Here is a 24,499-nt window from a genome sequence, read left to right as displayed (position 1 = left end):
CACAAAAACACGAAAGCAAGTAATTTTAAATATGGAAAAGACTCGTAAGCATCTCATCGCCATCGCAGTTTTCACTGCGATTAGTGCCGCTATTCCGGTAACAGCTTTTGCTCAACTTCACCTAGAAATTGCAAAAGCACCCGAAAAAGCACCTAAAATCGCAATCGTGCCATTTACAAATGACTCTGCGATCTACCCGATTGTTGAAAATGATTTAAACCGTTCTGGTCGCTTTACCAGCGCCTCAAAAAATCTGCCAGCAACAGCAAGTATGAATCAGATTCAGGCTGGTGATTGGCAAAATGCTGGCGTTCCATACGTCGTTGTTGGTCAAAGCAAAGCCATTAATGCCAATACATTTGAAATTCACTATCAACTCTACGATGTCCAAAAGCAACAATACTTACTCAATGAAGTTTTAACAGTACCTGCGGGACGTGTTCGCCAAGCTGGACACATGATCAGTGATGCAATCTATCAAGCATTGACAGGTATTGCTGGAGATTTTAGTGGACGCATCGCCTATGTATTGCGTAATCAAGCAACGCCTGCTCAACGCTATACATTGCAAGTTGCAGATACCGATGGTGAGCAACCGAAAACAGTGTTGGCATCACGTGATCCAATCCTTTCCCCAACGTGGTCACCTGACGCTAAAAAAATTGCCTATGTTTCATTTGAAACCAAACGTCCTGCGATTTATCTCCAGGATTTAGCGACAGGTCAACGTGAAGTCTTAGCAAGTTTTAGAGGACTAAATGGAGCACCAAGCTTCTCTCCAGATGGTCGATCTATGCTCTTCACGGCATCAATGCATGGCAATCCAGAAATCTATCAAATGAATCTGAATACACGCCAAGTACAACGTATGACTAACGATACTGCGATTGATACTGAAGCACGCTATGCACCAGATGGTAAATCATTTATTTTCACCTCTGATCGTGGTGGTTCTCCACAGATTTATCGATACACCTTTGCTGATAGTTCTGTTAGACGTTTGACATTCAGAGGCGCTTTCAATGCGCGCGGTACACTAAGTGCCGATGGTAAAAAGATTGCTTTAGTACATCGCCCTAGCGGTAGCAATTATAAAGTTGCCCTTCAAGATATTAATACAGGCATCACCAATATTTTAACCCCAACCAGTTTAGATGAATCACCAAGCTTCTCACCGAATGGTCAAATGGTTGTTTATGCGACCCGTGAGGGCAATCGAGGTTTATTGTCGATCATGTCTACTGATGGTCGTTTCCGTATGAATTTACCAAGCGAGCAAGGTGAAGTCCGTGAACCCGCTTGGGCACCAAAATAACTTTAATCTATTGAAGAAATCGGATCTATTGGAGAATCACATGAATATGAAATATCTAACCCTTCCCCTCATTGCAGCAACGCTTGTATTTACTGGCTGTGCAAGTCGTAAACCAGCGACTGACATTACTGCTGGAAACACACCTACTGGTACGACTGTCAGTACTGAAGGTTTAAGTGAAGATGCCGCATTAAACGCTCAAAACTTAGCGGGTGCATCATCTAAAGGCGTAACCGCTGCCAACAAAGCATTCTTAGCTAAACGTGTTGTACATTTTGGTTTTGATAGTAGTGATCTATCAAATGAAGATTACCAAACACTACAAGCGCATGCTCAATTTCTAATCGCCAATGCAAACTCACGTGTTGCACTTACTGGACATACGGATGAGCGTGGTACACGTGAATACAATATGGCACTAGGTGAACGTCGTGCCAAAGCAGTTGAAAGCTTTTTGGTCACCAATGGTGTAAGCCCACAGCAACTTGAGGCTGTAAGTTATGGTAAAGAAGCACCAGTAAATGCAGGTCATAACGAAGCTGCATGGAAAGAAAACCGCCGTGTAGAAATTAACTATGAAGCAGTTCCACCATTATTGAAATAAACACATTGCAATAAAAAATGCTCACATCATGTGAGCATTTTTTATGTTTGTGATTGGGTATCGTCTGTTTCCACTGGTTGCATTGACTCAATCAAATCATGCTTATTAAATTCCTTATATTCAGGTTTAGCTTCGTAAGCTTTCCAAGCATCCTTGACACTTTCTTTAGAAATTTTCTCTAAGCTGATTGCTTCGCTATCGGTCGGTGTCGCTTCAAAATTTTTGGTTGACATTTTAATCTCCAAACATCCTGTCTATTATCCGTCCAACATAGCATGTAATGGCATGCTTGTAATCATAAAAGCAACATAAATAAAGTAAGATAATTTTTATTTTTGAGCGTTCTCATCTAGAATAGCCACATTCATTTTCATCTATTTTGACGCTGCTAAATCGGAGCTATTTAATATGTCAAACCTCAGCTTGACCCAATACCTAGAACAACAAAATGGGAATTTGACTCCAGAGTTGGCACAAGTCATCGAAACAATTGCAGCGACATGCCAGACGATTGATCTAGCACTTCAAAAAGGCGCTTTAGCTGGAATTCTAGGTAGTGCTGGCAACGAAAATGTTCAAGGTGAAACGCAAAAAAAACTAGACGTGATCTCTAATGATTATTTAATTGATGCTTTAAAAGTTCATCCTCAGGTCGGCGGTCTAGCATCTGAAGAATTAGACGATTTCACCCCTGCCCAAGAAAATGGGAAATATCTTGTTTTATTTGATCCTTTAGATGGTTCAAGCAACATCGACATTAATATGTGTGTCGGTACGATTTTCTCTATCTTACCTGCTAAAAATGCAGTGACTCAATCTGTTGACTTTATGCAAGCAGGTACCGAACAAGTTGCTGCAGGTTATGTACTCTATGGCCCATCAACGATGTTAGCACTTACTGTGGGTGCTGGAGTCGCATTCTTTACATTTGATCCAACAACTCAAACATTCTTGTTAACGACTGAACAAGTTCAAGTTCCAGCAGATACTCAAGAATTTGCAATTAATGCATCCAACCAACGTCATTGGGAAAACCCTGTAAAACGTTATATTGATGAACTTCTCGCTGGGAAAACCTCAGTCCGTGAAAAAGACTTCAATATGCGTTGGGTTGCATGTATGGTGGGCGATATCCATCGTATTTTATGTCGTGGCGGTATCTTCCTCTACCCTTACGATTTAAAAGACCCGAAAAAAGCGGGCCGTTTACGCTTAATGTATGAGGCAAACCCGATGAGCATGTTGATTGAACAAGCTGGCGGTGCATCAACAACAGGGCGTGTTCGTATTATGGAAATTCAACCAACGGAATTACACCAACGTGTACCCGTGATTATTGGTTCAAAAAATGAAGTTGAACGCGTCACAAGTTATCATTAATTACTTTTAATTATCAGGGCATTATAATCAATTTATACTGCCCTTTTGGATGTTTATTTTATGTCACTTATTTTTCTAGAATCAAAAGACAATGCAAAAATCAAACATTTGCGTGGGCTGATCGAACTCAATAGTGCTCGAAAAAAAAATCAGCAAACCGTTCTAGAAGGCATCCATCTTTGTCTTGCATGGTTGCAACAACAAAACAAAATCGCGTCTTTATTTACCACTGAAAAAGCATTAGAACACCCCGATTTAGAGAAAATCATTGAACAATATCCTGGTCATGTCTTTGTTATCAGCGAGTCGTTATACAAAGATTTGAGTATTTTAGAAACGACGCTGCCTTGTTTAGCGATTATTGATATACCTCAAAATTCACAAGATATTGACTTTAGTAAAGACACGCTCATTCTTGAAAATGTCCAAGATCCAGGCAATGTCGGAACACTTTTACGTTCAGCCGCAGCAGCCAACATCCAACAAATTATCTGTACTCAAGGCTCAGCATCACTCTGGTCACCACGTGTCTTACGTGCAGGCATGGGTGCACACTTTAGTTTAAGTTGTTTTGAAAATATTCAACTGAATGACATTCTTTCACAATTTGAAATCCCTGTTTTTGTCACCAGTTCACATCGCTCCACAAGCTTATACTCACAAGATTTAACCCAAGCCTGTGTTTGGATTTTAGGCAATGAAGGACAAGGTGCCAGTGACTACGCTTTAGAACATGCTGTAGCTGTAGCGATTCCTCAACCCGGTGGACAAGAATCTTTGAATGTTGCTATCGCAGGTTCAATCTGTTTTTTTGAAATGGTTCGTCAGCGCCAATAAAACGTTTAATTACATTAAAGCCGATTTTTTTGATGATGAAATCAATTACACTACAAAAATAATTGCTTCAGTTGTCAACGCACCTGCCATTTTCAACGTTATATGATTAATGAATTGAGAATAATGGTGGGTATCCATGACAGGATTTTCCATCTCTATGGATTTAGCACCGAAACAGGCTCGAACTGACAACAGTACTGATTGTAGTACGGTTGAACAACGTCTTCGTTTTTTTATGCAAGACGTGACAGGTCGTGCGTTGGTTATGATGGAAAGTGCAACTCAAGGCCAACAAGGCATTGCCATGGATTTAGTACAAGAAGCATTTATCTCTTTACATAAGTCCTATGCCGAAAAAAATACTGAAGAATGGTATCCGCTGTTCTACACGATTTTAAATAACAAATTACAAGATTGGAGACGCAAAGAAGCACGTCGCGCAAATCCATTTTCTTTATTTAAAAAAATGAATTTAGATGACGATGAAGAAGTCATTGATATCGTAGATGAGTCCACACCAAACCCATTCGAATTTCTGAATCAAGCAGTCACGATGGAAGAGATTCAAAACGCGATTAATCAACTCCCTGTTCGTCAACAACAAGCATTTATGCTAAGAGCCTGGGAAGGTTTCGATACGATGACCACAGCCCAGATTATGGATTGCAGCGAAGGCAGTGTCAAAACACATTACCACCGTGCGATTCAAGGGCTTAAAGTTACGTTAGCGCATTTAAATCCACACACGGGAGGATCATCAGATGAATAATAAAGATGAGTTCACCAAACAAGTGACTTCCAAACTTGATCAGCTTGAGAAAGCACAACATCACAATAAAATGTTAGTGATGAATCAGGTTTTGGATAAGGTTCAAAAAAAATCAACGTCCTACTATAGTATTTGGAAAATGGGTGGCTTTGCATTAGCCGCAGCCATTACGGGAATTGTGGTTTTACCGAACTCTATAGAATTAGCAGATAAACCACAAAATCAAGTTGTTATCAATCCAAAACTTTCACCACAAATGGTAGAAGACATGGAAATGTTAATGGTCTTGGGTGAGGATAAGGTCAGACATGGCAGCTAAACGATTAGTACTTGTTGTGTGTACATTAAGTTTATTACAAACCAGTTTTGCTGGTTCGGAACGTTTTTGGCCATTTTCAAAGCCAATCAAAGCAACGACTGAAGAAGCGTGGGATGATTTATCCCCAGAAGAACAAAGAGTTCTTATTCAGCGCTATCAAACCTTAAAAGAAATTCCAACCGATCAAAGTTCGCAACTGCAACAACGGATGGAATGGTTTACACAATTGCCTGATGACGAAAAACAAAAAATGCGTGATGTATGGCAAAAGATGAGTACACAAGAGCGTAGTACATTACGTAAACGTATGCAAAACGCCAGCTTAGAAGAACGTGTTAACATCAGAGAAGAATATCTAGCCAAATACGCTGAATATTAATGAAATAGTTCCAATCAACAGCATATAAAATCAATCCCAAAAAATAGCGCCATCGATAAGCGCTATTTTTTGGTCTTAATCTATTTTCTTAATCGGCGATAAGTGAGTAATCCCAGCAGACCAAATAAAGAGAAGATACCTGTACTCCCTCCACCACCGCTCTGAGTGGCTTTTCCTGTAGTTATAACATTGACAGTAGCAAGATTTGATAATTTTTTATCCGCATCATACACTTGATAACCAAAAGTAAAGTTAAACGTGTTAAAAGTATTCGCCGCCTTAATATATATATTCCCACCAAAACACGTTTCTTCTTCATCAGGTGCTGGACAGTTACCTTGACGATCAGCAGTAATGATTAAATTACTCGATACATTCGATAAACGAATCGGCAATTCGACCCCTTCAGCATTACGCCAAAAATGAGGCTTATCCGGCTGACTATCAGGGCCTAGGCCATTTTTACCGGTATCACCTTCATCATTTGCAAAATTAAGCAAATTTAGCGTTGCTGTTTCATTTTGATTATATTTCAGTGTTACAGATGTATTGTTCGCAACCGGTGCAATATTATCAAAGTCCGCTTGCAGCAATCCTGTTGATGTAATCTTAGGGTCCGCTTTAGATGTTATCGTATATTTACAATACGCTTTTTCGACTTCTTGAATTTGATCATCAGTACGATAAATCATAATCTGCTCAAGATCGGCGTTCCATTTGCAGAATAGATTTTCATCTACTTCCACATTATTGATAATACTATCTATTATACCTACCCCTAAGGCCTCAACCTTTATAGTATAAAAATCAGGATTAAAAAATTGTAAAACATGCGGTTCTCCTTCACCTACTGATACCTCTTCAGGTAGAACTAACTTTTGATTACGCAAATCAATATATATTGCTCGGTATTTTAAGGCATCATTTCTTTTTTTAGGGTCCGCAAAAGCATCTAATACTTTTTTATACTGATCTCGACGAAACTTATAGTAAGTTAGGAATTCTGTATTATTAGGTTTTTTGACCAAATCATCAAAAAGATCAAAACTTTTTTGATAGTCACTCATTAAAGTACTTATTGAGCTATTTTTCAAATCAACAATATCAGTTACAGTTAGTCGCATTAACTCCACAGATCCAATATCGCAAGTATTTCTAGCCTTTGGGGCATAATATAAAGCTTGCTCGGTCTTCCTAGCCAAACCACGTTGATCTATTTGACTACAATCTGTTACTCCTGTATTAACCAACTCCTTGGCTTTTTTAGTTTCATCAGTAACCACCCCCCCCCTATTATTGTCTTTAGGATAATAGAGCGGTAAAAAGGCTGTCTCAGCGGAAGCAGGGATCTGTACAGTTAACAGCTCTCCTATAGAAGTATCACTAACATCAATATTCGTTTCTTTAGTTTCATCTTCATTAAACACTTCTGTCGGTAAATCACAACTATTCGCTCCAGATCGAGCAAAAGCATTGTAACCGACGAAGAGATTAGTATTTTTTTGATTTTCCGCTTCTCCTAACAAATAGCGGCAGGCATAAGTGTTAACATCACCATTATAAGCCATCACATTGAAAAGTATGCGCTTAAGCCCAAGCTTATCGTATAAAAACGTCGTAAATGCACTATTTTCAACAATCGTATTGTTTTCTAGAGTCAATCGACTCGAATTACTTAAAACACTGGGAGGACCACCAACAACTGTTCCCGCTTGAGTATCGCCCGTAAATTTAATCAAATTACCTGAAGTTAAGTTCGCCTTATTTTGAGCGATGGTATTAGATTCCAAATTAACAACTGGGGCCCCAGTGAACTCAAGCATACTCTTAGAAGTAGTTGAGCCATTTTCAACTAGACTACTTGATTGAATCGTAATGTCACGCTTCACATAGCCCAAGTCATTCCCATCATGCATCGCAAGCACACTTCCAATTGGTGCTTGATTGCCTTGAATAAGACTTTTTGTGATCGTTAAATTGCCTGCATTCCCAGCGAGATAAACCGCACCACCCGCGACATCCGCGTGCGAATCTAAGATTTGAGTACTGTTTAATACAACATTTGCAGCTGCATAAATTGCTCCCCCACGGTCAGCTGTGCGGCCACCCTTTAAAATTATATTATTGAGTACTAAATTTTGTTTACCTGAAGTGGTATTAAATATCCTAGAGTTTTCCGCCTGAATGGTTGTTTGCAATGGAATTTTTGCTGGATACTGGTTAATCACATCGTTGAGTAAAATATTTTTTTCTTCCCAATCAACGGGACTTGCACCAAAAATTGCAACATTAATTTGCGGTGTAAGTTCACTTTTTAAAGTATAAACCCCAGCCTCTAGCTGAATGGTTTTTTGCGCGATAGATGAGGTATCTGTGACCACACAGCCCCCAAAAGAGGTTCTTAGTCTGGCTGTCTCCAACGCTTCACGGAGTGAACATGTATTTGGATTTTCATTGTATTCATCTGCAAAAGTGGTGACTTTAATTGGTCCGCCACCTGTTGCAGCAATTAGCGGCATTGATGCCAATACCGCAGTCGCTAAAAATGCTTTTTTATAATTTTTCATCTCATCATCCTTGATTATGACTTAAAACGGCGTAACCCTATTAAACCTAATAGCATCAAAATCACACTAAATCCGACACTGCCCCCACTCACATTTACTTTTTTGCTTTTAAAGGTATTTTCTGGACCCTGTACAATGGTAGTTGGAATATCAACATATTGAGTAGAAACATCATTAAAACGGGTAGTTGTCGTAATTACACGCATATTAAACTTATCCGCACCATGCCAATTGCCATTGGGTACATAAGTAACATTACCTTTTTGATCTAAAGTAAGTCTGCCTTTCGATATTGTGTCAGTCTGTTCTATCTCTAAACAACCTGGCAACCATGGTTGTCCTTTAGAGTTAGTTTCACTCTTTAGAATACTCTTACATGCTTCAGGGTCTAACAACTCGCCATCCAGCAAACTATTGGCAATACTAAATTTTGCTACTTGACTATAAAAAATATCCTGACCTGCAATTTGAACGTCACTGCGATTCACAATAAGTTCGATAGCACCTAAGTCACAAAGCTCATCAAAACCGCTACGCTGCTTACCACGTTGGTCTGTAGTCTCACAACGTGCTAAGCTAAAAGTTGTTCCATCACTATATATACGGCCTTTGTTGATAATCAATGATTGTGAGAGTGAATTGTATGAGGTCAATAATCTGGGTTGGAAAAAGCCCAACATCTGATCTTCTGGAGTTCTATAAGGGCAGAGTAAACCTTCGTTCTGTGGATAATCACAGTGACCTTCAGTCATACCACCGACAATCAATAAATTACTACCCAACATGAAATTAGGTAACCGATCTGCTGGGTTGTGATCACACTCTTGGGTCGTTAAATTACTTTGCACAATAGTGGTATCATCTGACTTAATTGCACAGTTTTTGCTTCCATTTTCAGCAATAATACTATTTGAAATATACGAACTTGGATACTCATCAACCCTTACTGTAGTTTCTCCATTCTCGGTCGTCGTCGTCGTTACCTTCCACTTTAACGCTTGTAAATATAATCCTGCAGCATTCTTAATCATCGTCAAGTTATTTAAAACCATGCCCTCACGAATATTGGCTACATATCCACCCTTATTGTTAAAAATTGTACTATTTTTTATTCCTGAATCTCGACTACTCAACGAGTTGCCAATCGTTTTATCACTAAAACCGGTATTAACATATAACAATGCCCCAGTCCCATCTGGGCTTGAAACGCCTTCGTTGTCACGAATCACTGTACGAGAAATTAAATACCGCGGCATTTCACTATAAATTACAGCACCTTGATCTGCTTTATTATTTTTAATGATACTATTAGAGATCGAAACTCTACCCGCCGTTTGTTTAGCATCCGTATCTGATAGAATACCAGCATTATAAATTGCCCCACCATTATTCGCATTTCCATCTAATAGGCGTGAATACTCAATATTCAAATCTTCTCGATTCAGAATTAAACCACCATTATTATTGATTCGTGTAGAAGCACCCTTTAGATTAAGTTCTTTTAAGTGAACAATGATTAATGCATCTTCTACACTACCATCATCGATTAAAAATAAACGATCTTTCCCACTCATGCTAATCGTAGCGTTATTTAAGCCCATTTTTTGGTCATTAAAGATACTACTTGCTTCACTTTTAATTGTCATTGGCGCTTTGATATTAAGCGATGAATTTAGCTTATATTCTTGATCACGCTTTAAAAGAATAATTGAGCTAGAATCCGCATCCCCACAACCTTTGTAGCCATTTTTAAATTCATCTTTGCTTCTATTATTTAAAAATTCTACAGCATTTCGTAATGAACAACCAGTATAACTCTCATCATCAACTAATGTTGTAACTTGAATATCTGCAGCATATACATGTCCAGTAATCGCAAATAAAGCACAGGCAAGCGTCCGTTTGAGCATACCGATCTCCGTCTATTTTCATTTTTCTTAATATTGCAAAATCCAAATTTCGCAATCACATCCTTTGTGCGTACTTTGTCATAGCTCTCGTAATTACTCAAGTAGTTTATGCTATTGGCGATATTCGTCTATTAATGCGTAAATCTGCTTGATGGTGGTATTAGAGAGTTTAGTTCTTTCGCCTTTTAACATTTTTTCTAGCTGCGCGAGCGTCTGTAACAAGATCGAAGCTTGATGTGGCCCATTTTGCAATAAGTAATCCACAATTTGTTGATCAAAATGAATTCCTCGTCGCGTCATCACCGATTGCAACAATGCTTGTCGATCTATAAATGAACTTCCGCTTGGAACTTTAACGCTGACAGCTTGAGTCAATCTTGATTGTAAGTCAGGGAGTTCCAACCGCAATTCTATCGGGGCTGATCGTGAAGAAAATACCAGTTGCCCTTCATGATTATTCATCAAATGAAACACAGCTTTTTGCCAATGAGGAACACCACTGATCGCCTCAATATCATCTAATGCAACCAAATCATAAAACTCTAATGAGGTAATTGCCTCAATCGGTGCATCCAATAATTCTAACAAAGAGACTTTGATTGCTGGACGGCCCAATTCTAAGTAAGAATCACAAATTGCAGATAATAAATGGCTCTTGCCTGTACCTGCTCCACCGTAAACATAAAATCGGTTAACCAAACCTGCATGTAATTGTCGCACTGCATCAACCATAGGTCCCCAACCTGGTCCCGAAAAATCACTGATTCGGGCATCAAGTTGTGGTTCAATATCCAATTGCAGTTGACGCATAGATTTAATTTTTTCCCCGCTTATTTAGAGCCATCATTAGGGTTTGAAGTCTCTGTATCTTGAGAGTTTTTTATTTCAATATCAAGTGCGACCTGCTCAGTTTCAACACTAACATGCTGCGCCCCACTCTCTATCGCAACCATGTCAGCCGGTAAACCATATAGCCGACTTTTTATATAGTTATCTCGTGCATGTCTTAACAAAACAACAATTACCGCAGCCACAGGTAACGCAATCAACATTCCAAGAAAGCCTGCAAGTTGTGCCCCTGCGAGAACTGCGAATACAACAGCGACTGGAGATAAACCAATTTTATCACCCAATAGAAAGGGTTGTAGTACGTATCCTTCCACCATTTGACCAAACAAGAATACGCCACCCACCAAAAGTAGATGCACCCAATCCAAACCGAATTGAAATAACGATGCAATAACTGCAGCGATAATACCAACAGCAAATCCTAAATAAGGAATAATACTGGCCAAACCCGCAATCATGCCAATAATTAGACCGACTTCTAAACCAATTAACTGTAATCCAACTGCATAAATAATCCCTAACAACAACATAACCAAAAATTGCCCTTTCACAAAAGCGCCTAATACGCTGTGGCATTCACGAATAATGGTTAAAGTTGATGCTTCATAAGGACGTGGAATCAGACGACGGAAGCTTTGCAGCATTCTGTTCCAATCCAGTAAGAAGTAGAAAGAAATGACTGGAATTAGGACAATAAGCCCGCCTAACTGAATAAAGTTCAAGCCAGATTGAGCGAGACGCAACGCAAATGTTTGAACACTATCCGAACTATAATTGGTTTGAACATATTCCATAACGACTTTAGAGATTTGGTCGGTATCAAGTTCCATTGGCACCAAATCAAAAGTTTCAGAAAGCCAAGGTAAAAAGATTGCATTAATCCAATGAATTCCCGCAGGAATACTATCCCGCGCATACATCAATTGCTTCCAAACAAGTGGAACAAGAAACCATAACACGACGGTTAAAGTCACACCGATACCGATAAACACAACACTGATCGCAAGCCAACGCGGCAATTTAATCTTAACTAAAACATCAACCAACGGGCTAAATAGATATGCAATAAAAAAAGCAGCGACGAAAGGAATGACAATCGGTTTGAGTAAATAAATTACCCAAATCAATAATGCGAGCCCAGCGAGGATAAAGATACGGCGGAGAACCAGATCTTGCATAAAATTTAACCTTTGTTCATGTAATCGTTATAAATGGAAATAATTTTTAATAAAGATAGCATTTTCGAGCATAAATAACATAAGAGTTTCGTATATTCAGGTTATAATCTGCCGCCAATGCGGAGACTTCATTATGAGCAACTCAACCTCTACCTTAAACACAAGCTTAAGCTACAAAGATGCAGGCGTCGATATTGAAGCGGGCGACGCATTGGTCGATCGTATCAAATCTGTCGCTAAACGCACCACTCGCCCGGAAGTCATGGGTGGTCTAGGTGGTTTTGGCGCACTTTGCAAAATTCCAAAAGGTTATGAAGAACCTGTATTGGTTTCAGGAACTGACGGTGTAGGTACAAAATTACGTTTAGCACTCAACCTCAATCGCCACGATACAATTGGTCAAGATCTTGTCGCAATGTGTGTCAATGATCTACTAGTGTGTGGCGCTGAACCATTATTCTTCCTTGATTACTATGCAACAGGTCATTTGAATGTCGACGTTGCAGCAGATGTAGTGACGGGTATTGGTAAGGGTTGTGAACTGGCTGGTTGTGCGCTGGTTGGCGGTGAAACTGCTGAAATGCCAGGTATGTATGAAGGCGAAGATTACGATCTCGCTGGTTTTGCAGTGGGTGTCGTTGAGCACAGCAAAATTATTGATGGCACTAAAGTCAAAGCTGGTGATGTACTAATCGGTGTTGCATCAAGCGGCGCTCACTCAAACGGCTACTCATTATTGCGTAAAATCTTAGACGTGAAGAACGTTGATTTAACCCAAATCGTTGATGGTCGTCCACTTGCAGATGTTGCGATGGAACCTACACGTATTTACGTTAAACCAGTACTCGAACTTTGCAAACAAGTTGACGTTCATGCAATGGCGCATATTACAGGCGGTGGTTTACCAGGTAACTTACCTCGCGTACTACCAAATGGCGCTCAAGCCGTGATTAATGAATCAAGCTGGGAATGGTCTGAGTTATTCCAATTGCTACAACGTGAAGGCAATGTAGAACGCTTTGAAATGTATCGTACCTTTAACTGTGGCGTAGGTATGGTCATTGCAGTTGATGCGAGCGAAGCAGAAAAAACAATTGAAATCTTAAATGCTCAAGGCGAAAAAGCTTGGAAAATTGGTCATATCCAAGAAAATGCTGAATCAGTTGAAGGCGCAGACGAAAAAATTCGCGTGATCTTTGCATAATGAGAATTGCGGTACTTGTCTCCGGTAACGGTAGCAACTTACAAGCCCTGATTGATGCCCAAACTGGGCATCAATTTTCAGGAAAAATCATTGGTGTTCTGTCCAACAAAGCGGATGCTTATGCACTACATCGTGCAAAAGATGCCAACATCGCAACTGCTGTCATTTCTCACAAAGACTTTCCAAATCGAGAAGGCTTTGATGAAGCCATGCATCAACAACTGCTTGCATGGCAGGTGGATTTGGTCATTCTTGCAGGCTTTATGCGTATTTTAACGCCTAATTTTGTCAGCAAATGGCAAGGCAAGATGTTAAATATCCACCCTTCTCTGCTTCCTTTTTATAAAGGAATTAACACACATCAACGTGTGTTAAATACAGGTGATCGCTTACATGGGTGTACAGTTCACTTTGTAACAGCGGAACTTGATGCTGGACAGAGCATTGCTCAATCCCTCATTCAAGTCGGTTTAAATGATACAGCAGAAAGTTTAGCGCAACGTGTGCATGAACTTGAGCATTTCATCTATCCTCAAGTTGTGCAATGGATATGTAATGGTCAGCTTATCTGGGAAAACAGTCAGGCTTACTTCAATCAAAAACCGTTAAAACAGCCAATTCAATTTGCTCAGTTTTGAAACTAAAAAAACACATCTTCGGATGTGTTTTTTTATCTTTGCTTGATTCAAAATAGCCTCATAATTAAATCAAACTTTTAATCTTTTCTACCGTTTCCAATGGATACTCCAATGGGAACATATGCCCACCTTCAACCACAGAAAAAGGAATCCCTAATTTCTTTTTAGCCACTTGTGGGAATTTTTCTTTTAAGAATACGCTGTCACTCCCAACCACTAGATGCACAGGAACAGGAGGTTTTGGCATAGGCAACCACCACATCGATGGTGTGGTTCTAAACAATGCAACTTCATCTGCTTTTGGAATCGTTAAAGTCACTCCACCGCGCTGAGGATCATTGCTTAATGCATGATCAATATAGGCTTGGAAACAATCAGTATTAAAGTGCTGATAAAAACCTCTCGACCCCAACAGCTCTGCCGCTTGCTCACGAGACTCCCAATGATCACGACGACGTACAGACAAGCCAGCAGGTGTAATCCGATCCACCAATTTAGGTTTAAAGATTTTAGCAAGATGAAAAACAAATGAAGCTTTACCAATGATCAATGGTGGATCCAGCATAATCACTTGAGAAAATAACTCTGGACGACGGTAAGCAGCCATCAAGGTCAAGACTGAACCTAAAGAATGTCCTAAACCAATCACTTTCCGCCCTTGAGCTTGTTGCACAATGCTATCAATCACTTGATCAACCAAATGTGTCCAACCATTCGTGATTGGATAACGCTTGTCTGTTCCAATCTCAGCGACATAGATAATATCGTATTGATCTTTCAATTGATCAAACAGCTTTTGATAAACTTTAGATGGAACGCCATTGGCATGGGCAAAATGAATAATAGGTTTCATGACAGTCTTTTAAGCTTATGAATCGATAAATTATCTTCCTCTCAAACCATATCGCAATACAAGAAGAAGAACTGAGGAGTAATTTTTAAAAACTCAGGGCTGTAAATCATTACAGCCTTGAAGTTAAACGTTTTCTATAGATTGTTATTGTATTTTTGCATTTTGGCTAGTTTGCAATTGATCTGCAAGTGAGCTACTGATTCCCTCACCGATCTTTGCACCCATACGACCTAAAATAGACTCAAAAGGGTTACGCTGAACCGTATAATCAACTTTTTGCTCTACCTTAAGATCACGCATCAGTGTGGTTAAACTACCACTACGATCTGCAACACCCAAAGTAATGGCTTGTTCACCCGTCCAGAATAAACCCGAGAAAATAGCAGGATCATTCGATTTCAAACGCTTACCACGCCCTTCTTTTACTGCATTAATAAAGTGTCCATGCACATTATCCAACACAGATTGCACATGTTGCTTTTGTGCAGGGTCAAGTGGTTTGGTCATACTGAGAATATCTTTGTTGCTACCTGAAGTCATAGTACGGTCTTCGATTCCCAATTTTTGGGTCAAACCACTTAAACCATAATTCGGCATAATCACGCCAATCGAACCAACCAAACTTGATGGATTAACAATAATTTCGTCCGCAGCAGAAGCAATATAATAAGCACCTGAAGCACCCATATCACCAATCACCGCATAGACTTTTTTATCTGGATGTTGCTTTTTCAGATAGCGAATTTCTTGCCAAATTTCATCTGACTGTACTGGCGAACCACCTGGAGAGTTAATATTCAAAGCAACAGCTTTACTACCACTCGCCTCAAATGCACGCTTAAGCGCCTTATTGGTATCATCACTGTTTACTGTAGATGAACCACTAGAGGAGTCAATCGTACCGATGATATCGACAACAGCCAAATGATCACTACTGATATTGGTGGTTGATTTTGTTGTTGAGGTGGTACAACTCTTACTCATTGCAATCAAGACAATTAACAAATAAGCGAAACCTAAACATTTAAAGAAAATACTCCAACGGCGACTACGGCGTTGTTCTTCGACAGAGGCCAAAACAGCTTTTTCTAAAATCTGCCATTCTTTGCCTGTCACATTGTTACTATTTGGAGAATTACTATTTGTAGATTCGTTTTGTGGTTTTGGTGGCCAATCGGACATAAGACTCCAATCCAATAATTTTAAAGTGACTTTATTATATACGCTGATTTACACAAAACTGTTTAATTAACTTGTTTTAACTTATAATTATTTTTTACCTTATACTTTTATCTTGTAATTTTTGAATCTGTGAGACATGACTCAACCCAATTCATCCCATTCTCGTTATTATTTGCTCAAGCTGATTAGTCGCCAACCGATTCAATTAGGGCGTTTTTTTGCACGTTTGGTGGCAATGTTGGTGAATACTTTCCAACTCTCTAAGATCTCAAAAATCATACAACTAAACTTAAAAATCGCGTTTCCTGATCTACCAGACTCAGAAAGACAACAGCTCACCAAGCAAGCCATTCGGAATGAGATCACCTCTTACTTTGAATTTATCAGTATTTGGGGAGCATCTAATGCTAAAAATATTCAGCGTATTCACAACATACACGGTGAACATTATTTTCATGAAGCTTTAGCAGAAAAAAAGGGACTGGTTTTAGTTATTCCCCACTTTGGCACATGGGAAGTGATGAATTCTTGGTTATCAAAATACACTCAGATGACGATTTTATATAAACCGGTCAAAAACCCTGATGCGGATCGTTTTGTACGGGATGCACGAAGCCGTGAACAAGCCAATCTCGTGCCCACAGATGAAAGTGGCGTTCGACAGGTCTTTAAAGCCTTAAAGCAAGGCGGAACAACCGCAATTTTGCCTGATCATACCCCTGATCATGGCGGAGAAATGGTCAATTATTTTGGTATTCCCTTAGCATCAAGTAGTCTCAGCGCCAAACTTATTCAGAAGACCAAAGCGAAAGCCCTCTTCATTTATGCTGTGCGTAATGATCAAGATGGTTTTGATATGTATATTGAACCCATCAACCCTCAGATTTATGCGGGTCATGCCGAAGATGGCACACTCATTATTCATCAAACTTTAGAACAATTAATTAAACGTCACCCTGCGCATTATCATTGGAGCTATAAGCGTTTTAGTGCCAATAAAGCCTTAAAGAAAATATACGATATTGATGAGACGGAAGCTTTAACACGCGTCGCAGAAGTCCGATTGCAAACATCGCAAGAAAATGCTTAGGCTATTCTCGCTCTAACCATTTTACTTGCTGGCGCTGTTGTTTCAGTTGCACCATTCCATTGTCAAAAACAAAGCTGAGTGTTCCTGCTTGCGCAGTATTAAGCAATGGAATATTTAAGGCATGTAAACGCTTTAATACTTCTTGACTCGGATGACCATAGCGATTGTTTAACCCTGCTGAAGCAATCGCCAATTTTGGTTGAATGTGCGCTAAAAAATCATAAGCTGAACTATGCTTGCTACCATGATGACCAAGGACTAAAACATCCACCTTTAAATCGGGATATTGTTGCAACAGTTTATATTCGGTTTCCCAGCCGGCATCCCCCATAATCAGAAAATTTTGATAAGGCTGCGCATGGAGAAACCGCAGGTAGATCACACAGGAATATTCATTTTTTTGATGCTTGGCATAAACCAATTCCTCAGCATGGGGCGATAAAATCTCAATCTTCAGATTCGGATACGACCAAATTTGACCTTGATGACATAAGGAGAAATTGTCATTAAAAGGGAGTTTATCCCCGCGTTCATTTGACTGAACCTGCCCGATGGGAAATGCTTTTTGAATCGAGCTAAATGCGCCACTATGATCCTGATCGAGGTGCGACAAAATCACTTGATCGAGTTGGCGTATGCCCTGCTGACGTAAAAATGGAATCACAACCCGCTCACCTAAACTGAATTTAGTTTCATCAAATGAGCCACCTGTATCAATCATTAAGGTGTGTTGCGGATGCTGTAATAAAATCGCTTGTCCCTGTCCGACATCCAATATATTCAACACAACCGGTTGAGCCTTTACGCCAAGCAATATTGGCAAGAAACACAGCAATGCCCAAACTTTTGGGATCGTGCCTCTTGGTAAAAACAAAATGAAAATACCGAAGATCAAACTTACGATTGCCCAAGGGGTATAACTGACGCCATATAAATCTGGGGAAATATGCTGTAAAGCATTCAATATCGACATCAAAAGTGACAAAAATAAATCATTGAGCTGAAATAACAATTCCCCCAATATTGGGATCAGCAGCCAAAGACAAGCGGCAATAATATCTAAAGGCACAATGACGCCACTCAATAATGGAATGGCGATCAAATTGGTTAGTGGTGCAAGCCATGACACTTGCTGAAAGAAAATTAAAACCAGAGGCAATAAAGCGACAAAGATTTTCCATTGTGATTCGATTAAGACCTTGCCTGCCATACGCATTTTCTGCGTGGGAGTCGCTACTTGATCTTTGGGTAATTGCACGATGCTTTGATAAATCCTCAGCAGAATAAAGCAAGCGCCATAAGACAGCCAAAATGCAGCAGAAAGAATACTAAATGGATCATAAATCAATAATAAACTGGCGCTATAAACCAATATCGCAAAGGGTTGAATCGATTGCCTGAATATAAGAAAAATACTGGCAATCGTCACCGTTAATAATGTTCTCATGGCTGGTATTTCAAAACCAACAAAAGCCACATACAGCAGAACACTCGACACAAAGGGCAACAGCAACAACAATTGCCGAGGCCGTTTGAGATATAAGTGTGGATAATAACGTTGCACTATTTTCCGTAACAACCAAGTCAACATCAAAGCAAAAATCAAAACATGCGGCCCTGAAATCGCCAATAAATGGGAAATTCCAAGTTGTTGAAACTGTTGTTTTAATGCATTTGATAAAAGACTTTCATCGCCAGTAAGTAAGGCCAAGAGCAAACCTTTATGCTGTAAGTTCGAAGCTTGTAGCATCTGTCGAAATGTCAAACGTTTCATTTCAACATTGAGTAAAAATTTAGCTCGAATACCTTGCTGCTGCTTCAGGTGTTGTTGGTAGCCTAAACGATAGACTTCATCCGTTGTAATCGGCTGGATCTGCTTGACTGAAAATGCAGACATCACATTTTGTTGTAAGAACCATTTTTCTTGATCAAATGCCCCTGCAACGGCATAACTATGGGCAGGTCGAATTTCACCATATACATGATAATAGTGTCCAAGTTTCAGCTCAGGCTCAGCGTTGGGTGAGTCTTTATATTTCTTTAAGTAAAAGAACCAATCAACAGGCTGAGGATACCGATTGAGCACTTCAGCAATTTGTTTCTGCCCATCATCACTCAGTTCATCAATCTTTTTAATATAAACAATCGCTTCAAATGACTGTTTTTCAAGTTCTCTAAACTTAAGTCGCTGCTCCAAAGCGGAATCAGCAAAATAACCACCCGTACAAAATAATGCCCATGTCGCACTGATTAAAATCAAAGCCTTGTACAGTGGACGATGAAAATAGAGGTGTTTTTTATAAAAAACTAGACTTAAAAAACTGAACGCAACGAGACACCAAATCCACCATGTCGCAGTAATGAAAGGGAACGTTTTCCCCATGACTGCAATACCAGCAATCCACCCCAATAAAATAATTTTTAACATCAGTTTTTAATTAAGTTTTTGATTTTTCTAGAGGCAAAATTAAAGCCCTTTTTCAGGGCTTTAACAAGAGATTTAATAAATAATTTGGGGCTGTAGTAGATAAGGTTAAATTGCAGTCCAATTTAATAGTGTTTTCAACTGTTGCTTTGGGCTGCCATAATTAAATCGAAACTCACATTCTTTAATAAACAATGAAAAGGCATTTCGGTCAATACCATTGTATTTTCGAAGTACTCTTTTTGCCTGATTCCAAAAGTTTTCAATTCCATTGATATGATTCTGACCATCAGCAAAATGGCTTGAATGATTGATTCTATAATGACTAAACCCTGCAACATCTAAAGCATTATAACTATGCCAGTGATCTGTATAAACAACACTATCAGGAGTGATTTTATTTGATATTACAGGCATTAGGGTACTCGATTTAGTATCAGGTACAATGACCGTATAGACCTTACCATTGCGCTTGAGTAAACCAAAAACAATCACTTTACCAGCAGCACCTCTACCACGCTTTCCTTTACGTGCTCCACCAAAATAGCTTTCATCCAATTCAATTTGTCCTTGAAACACTTCAATGGCATCTTGGTCAAGGTGAAACATAATGATTTGACGAATTTTCTTGTAGAACAGAGCTGCGGAGTTAGGTTGAATTCCCAATAAATCAGCAGCAGTTCTAGCAGTAACTTCGGCAATGAAAAACGCTAACAACCTTATCTGAATTTTTCTATTTAATTTACATCTAGTTATCTTCATAAAAGTAGATTATCACAATGCTAATCTACTACAGCCCCAATAATTTTAAATCATTCAAATGGATTAATGACGGCTAAACCAACTGCTTTAAATGGTGCAATATCTCTTGTTGCAATCATAAAACCTCGACTAGACGCAATCGCAGCGATATAACCATCAGGCGTTGGGAACCCTTTCCCTGCCAATCTCGCCTCAACTGCTAATTTTGCATAATGTTCCGCAGCCTTAAAATCAAATGCCAAGATACGCTGTTCAAATAAAGGAACAATTTGAGCAAGCAGACTGGTCAATGCCTGTTTTCTCCGTCCTTCCGCAAGCACACCTATCCCAAACTGCAACTCTGCTATGGTAACACTAGAAAGATATAAAGTTTCGATGACCTGTTCATTTAACCATGTTCGAACCGTTGGATTAGGTTCAGGTTTCATCATTTCAGAAATAATATTGGTATCTAAAACAATCATAAGAACTCCAACGGTTGGGCTGGCATCGTATTCCGTGTTTGTTCCAATGATTCTACATCAGCATTGCTCAATCCTTGCGCTTGTGCGAGCAAAGCCAATTGATCGCCCAAGCCTATAGCTTGAGTTGATTTAACTGCATTTTCTAAAATAGAACGAATTTCAGCCTCTGCACTACGTCCATGTTGGGCTGCTCTCATTTTTAACGCACGATGTACTGAATCAGGAACATTTCTTATGGTTAGGTTTGCCATCATTTATACCCCACTGCTTTCAATGCTTACACTTTTAAATAATGATAGCACAAAAAGCAATGGTGTATAAAAAACCTATTTTTCGTTGATCCACAACCCATCTTGCATATGCAAAATAGAATCCGCAGATTGTGCCAATTGCTCATCATGGGTGACGATCAACATTGCCATATTGAGTTCTTTTTTCAAGTCAGTCAGCAACTCAAAAACACTCAGAGCAGTTTTACGGTCTAAGTTACCCGTAGGCTCATCTGCCAGCACCACAGCAGGTTTAGTGACGAGTGAGCGTGCCAATGCCACACGTTGGCGTTCACCACCCGATAACTCACCTGGTTGATGGTCCATACGATGAGATAAACCCACTCGATCAAGTAAATACTCGGCCTGAGCTTTGGCTGATTTATATTGAACGTCTGAACGCAACATTAACGGCATTGCCACATTCTCTAAAGCAGAGAACTCTGGTAACAAATGATGGAACTGATAAACAAAACCTAAATATTGATTTCGCTTAAATCCACGTTCTGCTTCGCCCAAGTTATCAAAACGCTGTCCTTGTAAAAACACTTGACCTTGTGTTGGTTGTTCCAAACCACCTAACACATGCAACAGCGTACTTTTACCTGAACCACTTGAACCCACAATTGAGACGAACTCACCCGCCTTCACTTGTAACGACAAGCCCTTAATCACTTCGACTTTGCTTTTTCCATCATCAAAATGCTTATAAATATCGTTGGCTTCTAAGACAATCTTACTCATAACGTAACGCCTCAGCAGGTTGAACTTTAGCTGCACGTAATGCAGGGTAAATCGTTGCCAAGAAACTCAAGACCAATGACACAGTAACAATCACAGCCACATCTTGCCATCTGAGATAAGAAGGAAGGTAATGTACAAAATAAGCATCAAATAAGTTCAGACCGAGAACTGTATTCAACCAAGAAATGATGTCACTAATGGTTAATGCCAAAGTCACACCTAAAATTGTACCTGCAATCGTTCCAATCACACCAATCACGGTCCCTTGCACCATAAAAATTTTGGTGATCATGGAAGGTGAAGCGCCTAATGTTCGCAAAATTGCAATATCTGATTTTTTATCGGTAACCACCATGACTAACGATGACACAATGTTAAATGCAGCCACCACAATAATCAGAAATAGTAATAAGCCAACAAGCGTTTTTTCCATTTGAATGGCATTAAATAAATTGCCATGGGTATAGGTCCAGTTCGATGCATAAAAATTGCTTGGTAAATCACTCACAATTTCATCGGCCACTTTTGGTGCTGCAAAAATATTATCTAACTTTAAGCGAACACCCTGTGCCCCATCTGGCAGACGCAATAAAGTTGAAGCATCATTCAATGCGATATAACCGACCATTGAATCAACTTCTGCCCCAATACTAAAAATACCCACAATCTTAAATCGTTTAAAACGAGGTACAACCCCCGCAGGAGATGGCGTTGCTTCAGGTAAAACCAAGGTTACATTGTCATTTAAACCTAGACCAAGCGCATCAGTCATGTCCTTACCTAGAACAATACCGAACTCACCCTTTTGTAAAGCGTTTAAATCCCCAGTTACCATATGATCTTGGATGATTGAAACCTTTTTCTCATATTCAGGTTCAATCCCCGTCACCATAATGCCTGCGACCTGCCCATGAGCAGTCAACATTCCCTGTAATTGGGTAAATGGTGCGACGCCTGTAACCTGTGGATGAGTCTCAACTTTTTTTACAAGCTCAGGCCAATCTGTTAAAATTTGAGTAGAAGAAACAGTGGCTTGTGGTACCATTCCAAGAACACGCGTTTTTAATTCGCGATCAAAACCATTCATCACAGACAATACTGTAATGAGGACAGCCACGCCTAGGGTTAAACCAATCATGGAAACCAAGGCAATAAAAGAAATAAAATGATTACTTCGCCGAGCGCGAGTGTATCTCAACCCTATATACAGCGAAATTGGCTTAAACATACCATTTAGTCCGAGGTGATTTATTATGGAAAATTCACAACATCATCTTATTGACGACAACGCAGAACGTCGCGTGATGTCTCGTATTGATGCCGTGTTGAGAATCAACTATCAAATCATTCCAGATGATGTCGCCCTGAATGACCCTTATGATTCTCATTTTGTACTGCCACGCTATTTTCTACTACTTGCTGAATTAGATCAATTTGATCACGCACTTCGCTACGAATTAGAACAATTAAATGAAAAAGATCAACAAATTGCTCGCATCTTATCCCTTTTTAATCAGAAATTAAATCTGATTACGGGATCTTTCTACGACAATATCGTGCAATCTCAGCTCCCTGTACCAGAACAAGTGAACTTTTCAGAGAACGGCTTGAGCTTCTTTAGCACCCAAGATATCAATGAAGGGACGTATATTCATATCACTTTAAGCCACCCTGAAAACTTCTTCCATATCGCTGCAACGGCTCAGGTTGCCTACAGTGCGGCAGAAGAACAAGGTAAATTTCGTATCGGCGCTTACTTTATTACCCTAAACCCACAAGATCGAGCCAAACTCACAGCCAGTGTAAAACAATCGCAAAAACTGGAAGTCAATGACCGCTAAAATGAAGCAAAGATAAAATTTATATTTTTAAACGGCGATGGGCTTGTAAATCTTTAAAGAAATAAAGGAATAATCCAAATAAAATAATCGTTGCACCGGCAAATACCTGTACCGACAATTGTTCATTATTAAAATATGCACCGATCAAGATTGCTAACATCGGTGTCATCACCGTGGTCAATGACAATGTTGTCGCCTTTAAGTTTTGAACCAATTTAAAATAACAAAACATCGCAATTAACGATGCCACAACTACAGTGTAAGCCAGTGCCAATAATGATTTTGCCGAAGGAATCTGTGTCGGTGCGTATTGCCAAATCCAAGGTAACAGCAACAATGCACATAAAGTCGAAATGAGAATCGAGCCAGTGGCTTGCGCCATCGGTTGTAGATCTGCATTGATCTTCTTTACCCAGAAAATTGACAATGAATAAGAAAAAACGCTCAATAACATCAAGACAATACCGATCGGCTGCACATGTTTTTGATTGCCGCTGAGACAAATCATGGCCAGTCCAACAATTGAGATTGCCATTCCCAACCATTGCCATGCAGCGAGTTTCTGTTGAAAAGCAAATCGTCCAATTAAGCCCGCCATAATCGGGGCTAAACCAAACATCAATGCAATCAAACCAGAGCTTAAATAAGCTGTTGAAGCATAGGTAAAAATTTGTGAGCCAATCAGACTCAAAGCACCAGCGATATAACTCAATAGCGCAATTTTATCGGTTGGAAATTTAACTTTTAAAAATACTAAAACCGATATTGCTAATGGTAACGCGATTAAAAAACGTAATAGTAATGCCCACATTGGATGTAAATCAGAAACACTCCAAACAATTGCTAAAGGCGTTGATGCCCAAATAAAGATCAGCAAAGCGTAAGTAAGCATCAAATTAATACGTGAGGGCATACTTTGC

Annotated in this window: 25 protein-coding genes; 11 read left to right on the top strand and 14 right to left on the bottom strand. The window is 39.5% G+C overall.

Annotation, left to right across the window (positions count from 1 at the left end):
* Positions 1 to 31 precede the first annotated feature (31 nt).
* Both tolB and pal read left to right on the top strand, forming a co-directional pair.
* Positions 32 to 1,315 carry a Tol-Pal system beta propeller repeat protein TolB gene (gene tolB, locus F903_RS07090; RefSeq protein ID WP_005195774.1) on the top strand — a complete coding sequence of 428 codons (1,284 nt, stop codon included), beginning with the start codon at positions 32 to 34 and terminating at the stop codon, positions 1,313 to 1,315.
* Positions 1,316 to 1,355: 40 nt separating this feature from the next.
* On the top strand, positions 1,356 to 1,919 hold the full coding sequence (pal, locus tag F903_RS07085; RefSeq protein WP_005195772.1) for a peptidoglycan-associated lipoprotein Pal: 564 nt from the start codon (positions 1,356 to 1,358) through the stop codon (positions 1,917 to 1,919).
* A 41-nt stretch (positions 1,920 to 1,960) separates the two neighbouring features.
* Here pal and F903_RS07080 read toward each other — a convergent pair whose 3' ends face one another.
* On the bottom strand, positions 1,961 to 2,152 hold the full coding sequence (locus tag F903_RS07080; RefSeq protein ID WP_005195770.1) for an NF038105 family protein: 192 nt from the start codon (positions 2,150 to 2,152) through the stop codon (positions 1,961 to 1,963).
* 175 nt (positions 2,153 to 2,327) lie between these two features.
* Here F903_RS07080 and F903_RS07075 point away from each other — a divergent pair, with 175 nt between their 5' ends.
* From F903_RS07075 to F903_RS07055, 5 genes are all read left to right on the top strand, one after another.
* Positions 2,328 to 3,299, top strand: coding sequence for a class 1 fructose-bisphosphatase (locus F903_RS07075; RefSeq protein WP_005195769.1), 972 nt, complete (start codon positions 2,328 to 2,330; stop codon positions 3,297 to 3,299).
* Between the two features lie 60 nt (positions 3,300 to 3,359).
* Positions 3,360 to 4,136, top strand: a complete 777-nt coding sequence (locus tag F903_RS07070; RefSeq protein WP_005195767.1) for a TrmH family RNA methyltransferase — start codon at positions 3,360 to 3,362, stop codon at positions 4,134 to 4,136.
* Between the two features lie 157 nt (positions 4,137 to 4,293).
* Complete coding sequence (locus tag F903_RS07065) at positions 4,294 to 4,905, top strand: RNA polymerase sigma factor (RefSeq protein WP_004668926.1); 612 nt, start codon at positions 4,294 to 4,296, stop codon at positions 4,903 to 4,905.
* Positions 4,898 to 5,224 carry a hypothetical protein gene (locus F903_RS07060; RefSeq protein WP_004668927.1) on the top strand — a complete coding sequence of 109 codons (327 nt, stop codon included), beginning with the start codon at positions 4,898 to 4,900 and terminating at the stop codon, positions 5,222 to 5,224. Before F903_RS07065 ends, F903_RS07060 begins: the two co-directional genes overlap by 8 nt.
* Positions 5,214 to 5,603: a DUF3106 domain-containing protein gene (locus F903_RS07055; RefSeq protein WP_005195765.1), complete on the top strand. Its 390-nt coding sequence runs from the start codon at positions 5,214 to 5,216 to the stop codon at positions 5,601 to 5,603. The genes F903_RS07060 and F903_RS07055 overlap by 11 nt, the downstream gene beginning before the upstream one ends.
* An 80-nt stretch (positions 5,604 to 5,683) precedes the next feature.
* On the opposite strand, the gene F903_RS07050 is transcribed toward F903_RS07055, so the two are convergent.
* The 4 genes from F903_RS07050 to cxpE all read right to left on the bottom strand — a co-directional run bounded on the left by F903_RS07050 (position 5,684) and on the right by cxpE (position 12,107).
* A complete protein-coding gene (locus tag F903_RS07050; protein WP_005195762.1) occupies positions 5,684 to 8,170 on the bottom strand; it encodes a CSLREA domain-containing protein in 2,487 nt (828 codons plus the stop codon).
* A 14-nt stretch (positions 8,171 to 8,184) separates the two neighbouring features.
* Positions 8,185 to 10,080 carry a rhombotarget A gene (gene rbtA, locus F903_RS07045; protein ID WP_005195759.1) on the bottom strand — a complete coding sequence of 632 codons (1,896 nt, stop codon included), beginning with the start codon at positions 10,078 to 10,080 and terminating at the stop codon, positions 8,185 to 8,187.
* Between the two features lie 111 nt (positions 10,081 to 10,191).
* The gene (locus tag F903_RS07040) at positions 10,192 to 10,890 is read right to left on the bottom strand and encodes a DnaA ATPase domain-containing protein (protein ID WP_005195758.1); all 699 of its coding nucleotides are present in this window, start codon (positions 10,888 to 10,890) and stop codon (positions 10,192 to 10,194) included.
* Positions 10,891 to 10,910: 20 nt separating this feature from the next.
* Positions 10,911 to 12,107, bottom strand: coding sequence for a chloramphenicol efflux transporter CxpE (gene cxpE, locus F903_RS07035; protein ID WP_005195757.1), 1,197 nt, complete (start codon positions 12,105 to 12,107; stop codon positions 10,911 to 10,913).
* Positions 12,108 to 12,240: 133 nt separating this feature from the next.
* On the opposite strand from cxpE, the gene purM reads away from it, so the two are divergent.
* On the top strand, positions 12,241 to 13,311 hold the full coding sequence (purM, locus tag F903_RS07030; protein WP_004668934.1) for a phosphoribosylformylglycinamidine cyclo-ligase: 1,071 nt from the start codon (positions 12,241 to 12,243) through the stop codon (positions 13,309 to 13,311).
* Positions 13,308 to 13,949: a phosphoribosylglycinamide formyltransferase gene (purN, locus tag F903_RS07025; protein WP_171065265.1), complete on the top strand. Its 642-nt coding sequence runs from the start codon at positions 13,308 to 13,310 to the stop codon at positions 13,947 to 13,949. Before purM ends, purN begins: the two co-directional genes overlap by 4 nt.
* Positions 13,950 to 14,013: 64 nt before the next feature.
* Here the strand turns inward: purN and F903_RS07020 are convergent, their stop codons facing one another.
* Positions 14,014 to 14,802 carry an alpha/beta fold hydrolase gene (locus F903_RS07020; RefSeq protein WP_005195752.1) on the bottom strand — a complete coding sequence of 263 codons (789 nt, stop codon included), beginning with the start codon at positions 14,800 to 14,802 and terminating at the stop codon, positions 14,014 to 14,016.
* A 144-nt stretch (positions 14,803 to 14,946) separates the two neighbouring features.
* Entirely contained in the window at positions 14,947 to 15,984 is a 1,038-nt protein-coding gene (gene sppA, locus F903_RS07015) for a signal peptide peptidase SppA (protein WP_005195750.1), read from the bottom strand.
* 136 nt (positions 15,985 to 16,120) lie between these two features.
* Between sppA and F903_RS07010 the strand changes: the two genes are divergently transcribed.
* The gene (locus F903_RS07010) at positions 16,121 to 17,074 is read left to right on the top strand and encodes a lysophospholipid acyltransferase family protein (protein ID WP_005195748.1); all 954 of its coding nucleotides are present in this window, start codon (positions 16,121 to 16,123) and stop codon (positions 17,072 to 17,074) included.
* Between the two features lies 1 nt (position 17,075).
* Here the strand turns inward: F903_RS07010 and F903_RS07005 are convergent, their stop codons facing one another.
* The 6 genes from F903_RS07005 to F903_RS06980 form a co-directional block, all read right to left on the bottom strand.
* Complete coding sequence (locus tag F903_RS07005) at positions 17,076 to 19,502, bottom strand: DNA internalization-related competence protein ComEC/Rec2 (protein ID WP_005195746.1); 2,427 nt, start codon at positions 19,500 to 19,502, stop codon at positions 17,076 to 17,078.
* Between the two features lie 105 nt (positions 19,503 to 19,607).
* Positions 19,608 to 20,261, bottom strand: coding sequence for an IS1595 family transposase (locus tag F903_RS07000; RefSeq protein WP_005193918.1), 654 nt, complete (start codon positions 20,259 to 20,261; stop codon positions 19,608 to 19,610).
* Between the two features lie 50 nt (positions 20,262 to 20,311).
* A complete protein-coding gene (locus F903_RS06995; RefSeq protein WP_005195744.1) occupies positions 20,312 to 20,725 on the bottom strand; it encodes a type II toxin-antitoxin system VapC family toxin in 414 nt (137 codons plus the stop codon).
* The gene (locus F903_RS06990; RefSeq protein ID WP_005195740.1) at positions 20,722 to 20,979 is read right to left on the bottom strand and encodes a FitA-like ribbon-helix-helix domain-containing protein; all 258 of its coding nucleotides are present in this window, start codon (positions 20,977 to 20,979) and stop codon (positions 20,722 to 20,724) included. The genes F903_RS06995 and F903_RS06990 overlap by 4 nt, the downstream gene beginning before the upstream one ends.
* Positions 20,980 to 21,051: 72 nt before the next feature.
* A complete protein-coding gene (lolD, locus tag F903_RS06985; RefSeq protein WP_004668944.1) occupies positions 21,052 to 21,738 on the bottom strand; it encodes a lipoprotein-releasing ABC transporter ATP-binding protein LolD in 687 nt (228 codons plus the stop codon).
* A complete protein-coding gene (locus F903_RS06980; protein ID WP_005195739.1) occupies positions 21,731 to 22,966 on the bottom strand; it encodes a lipoprotein-releasing ABC transporter permease subunit in 1,236 nt (411 codons plus the stop codon). The genes lolD and F903_RS06980 overlap by 8 nt, the downstream gene beginning before the upstream one ends.
* A 25-nt stretch (positions 22,967 to 22,991) precedes the next feature.
* On the opposite strand from F903_RS06980, the gene F903_RS06975 reads away from it, so the two are divergent.
* Positions 22,992 to 23,579 (top strand): PilZ domain-containing protein, encoded by a 588-nt coding sequence (locus F903_RS06975; RefSeq protein ID WP_005195738.1) that lies wholly within the window; start codon positions 22,992 to 22,994, stop codon positions 23,577 to 23,579.
* Between the two features lie 19 nt (positions 23,580 to 23,598).
* Here the strand turns inward: F903_RS06975 and F903_RS06970 are convergent, their stop codons facing one another.
* Positions 23,599 to 24,492, bottom strand: coding sequence for a DMT family transporter (locus tag F903_RS06970; protein ID WP_005195737.1), 894 nt, complete (start codon positions 24,490 to 24,492; stop codon positions 23,599 to 23,601).
* Positions 24,493 to 24,499: the final 7 nt, after the last annotated feature.

It is taken from the genome of Acinetobacter sp. NIPH 298 (genome assembly GCF_000369505.1).
GTDB lineage: Bacteria > Pseudomonadota > Gammaproteobacteria > Pseudomonadales > Moraxellaceae > Acinetobacter.
This window is presented reverse-complemented; position numbering and strand designations above follow the sequence as displayed.